The following is a 1,883-nucleotide window of genomic DNA, read 5'->3' as shown; positions in this document are numbered from 1 at the left end:
TAATGATATGGGAATTGGCCGTAATGCCAAAGAAGTCTTGCGAACCTTGCAAGCCGCTCAATTTGTCGCCGAACATGGTGATCGGGTATGCCCAGCCAATTGGCAGCCAGGTGAAAAGACGTTACAGCCTGGTACCAAGTTGGTGGGTAAGATTTAGATCAATCAAGGGTTGAAAATAAAAACGGAGACGGTTAACGCACAGAATTAGAATGCGTTGACCGTCTCCGTTTTAAATTGGCAACTTTTAATAAAACGATGGTTTATCCCAGTTGGTATTCGGTTCGTTGACGCCCAAACTCTTACGGGCGAACTTGCGCGACTGGTCGTTTAAGATGTCGACAATCAATTGAGCGACGGCCTGACGGCTTACTTGGGTGCCGCCAAATGGTTTGCCGCTTTCGGTAAGTTCGTAGTTGGTATTGCCATCTTTGTTATAAAGCCAGGCTAACCGAAGCAGCGTATAGGTCAAATCGGAATCCTCGACGGCTTTCGCAGTGACTTTCCGCTTGGTGATTGAACTTTCAATCATACTGGTATTCCACTGGCCAAAGGCGCCCTTAACTTCATCTTCAATGCCTAAGACGGTTGCGCCAATCAATTGACGGACGTGGTGGGCATCCATTGCGGCGATGATATTCTTAACCGACGTGATATCACGCATTTCGTTGAGGTAAACCGCATCGACGCCATCCATTGCGGCGTTTAACGTGGCCGTATCATTGAAGTCACCATCAATCAAGGTTTCACGACTGGGATCGCTCGCTTTGATCCGGCTTTGGGCGTTCCGTGCGTACAATTTCAAATTAAAATCAGTTTGTTTTAAAAGCTGGGGGATCAAGAAACTTGAGATCTGCCCGGCAGCTCCGAGAATTAATACAGTTTTCAAATAAATTCCTCCCTAAAATGATTTTGGGTCCGCCTTTACTATACCGCAAATCTGCGTTTGAGTATCGGTGAGCAATCGTTTTAGGGAGGAATTTAATTTATTATTGATCTAAGTCTTGAAGTGCTTGTTGAGCTGCGACGTTCATAATGTTCCAAGGACGGTCAAATCCTGGTTGGAAGAAGAAGTCGGCGTATGCCAAATCATCGAGGGTCATCTTGCCTTGAATGGCGAGACTGATGGCATTGATGTTGGCAGTGACGTCTCGTTTCGACATAATCTGAGCACCTAAGATGAGGTGACTGTCTGGATCAAATGTCAACTTGAAGAAAACGGTCTGATTACCAGCTTCGTCGGGAACAAATGGGGGTTGGGTGGTGTCCGTGACAAAGACGGATTGACTCTTCACGCCATTTGCATCCGAAGTACCTTCTTTGATACCGGTTGAAGCAAAGTGGTAATCAAAGACTGACAGGGCAGATGAACCGGAGACGGCTGGCATTTTCATGTCATGGCCAAGAACGTTCTTGGCAGCGATTCGTCCCTGACGACGGGCGTTGGTAGCCAAGGCAATTTGTAATTCTTTGCCAGTCGGCGCATAGGGCACCTTAGTGCTGTCACCAACGGCATAAATATCGGGTTGGCTGGTTTCCAAATGGTCGTTGACCTTGACTAATCCCTTATTATTCAGCTCAAGGGTATCTTTCAACCAGCCGGTGTTAGCTTTAATGCCGGCGGTTTCAATCACTAAATCACTTGGGTATTCGGCTTGATCAGTCTTAACAGCACTAACTTTGCCGTCTTGGCCGATAAATTCTTTAACCGACTGACCCGTTGCCAAGTAGATATTATGATCTTTCAGAGTATCTGACAATATATCCGTGAATTCCTGGTCCAAATAAAGTGCCAGTGGGCGAGGAAGCAAGTCGATCAAAGTGACGTGTTTGCCAGCTTTGGAAAAGACTTCTGCTGCTTCGATGCCAATGTAGCCGGCACCAAT

General features: G+C 46.6%; 2 protein-coding genes and 1 pseudogene. 1 reads left to right on the top strand and 2 read right to left on the bottom strand.

Annotation, left to right across the window (positions count from 1 at the left end; translation table 11 throughout):
• Positions 1 to 157 (top strand): annotated as a pseudogene (locus tag AB3112_RS11190) (peroxiredoxin); the annotation flags it as partial.
• Between the two features lie 87 nt (positions 158 to 244).
• On the opposite strand, the gene AB3112_RS11185 reads toward AB3112_RS11190, so the two are convergent.
• Together AB3112_RS11185 and AB3112_RS11180 are read right to left on the bottom strand one after the other, a co-directional pair.
• Positions 245 to 886: an NAD(P)H-binding protein gene (locus tag AB3112_RS11185; RefSeq protein ID WP_084974665.1), complete on the bottom strand. Its 642-nt coding sequence runs from the start codon at positions 884 to 886 to the stop codon at positions 245 to 247.
• Positions 887 to 986: 100 nt separating this feature from the next.
• Positions 987 to 1,883: FAD-dependent oxidoreductase (locus AB3112_RS11180; protein ID WP_367334533.1), on the bottom strand; the 897-nt coding region annotated here is incomplete at its 5' end.

Origin of the sequence: Lentilactobacillus sp. (assembly GCF_040773105.1) — a bacterium.
Taxonomy (GTDB): Bacteria; Bacillota; Bacilli; order Lactobacillales; family Lactobacillaceae; genus Lentilactobacillus; species Lentilactobacillus parabuchneri.
The sequence above is the reverse complement of the archived record's forward strand: the minus strand, read 5'-3'. Positions and strand labels throughout refer to the sequence as shown.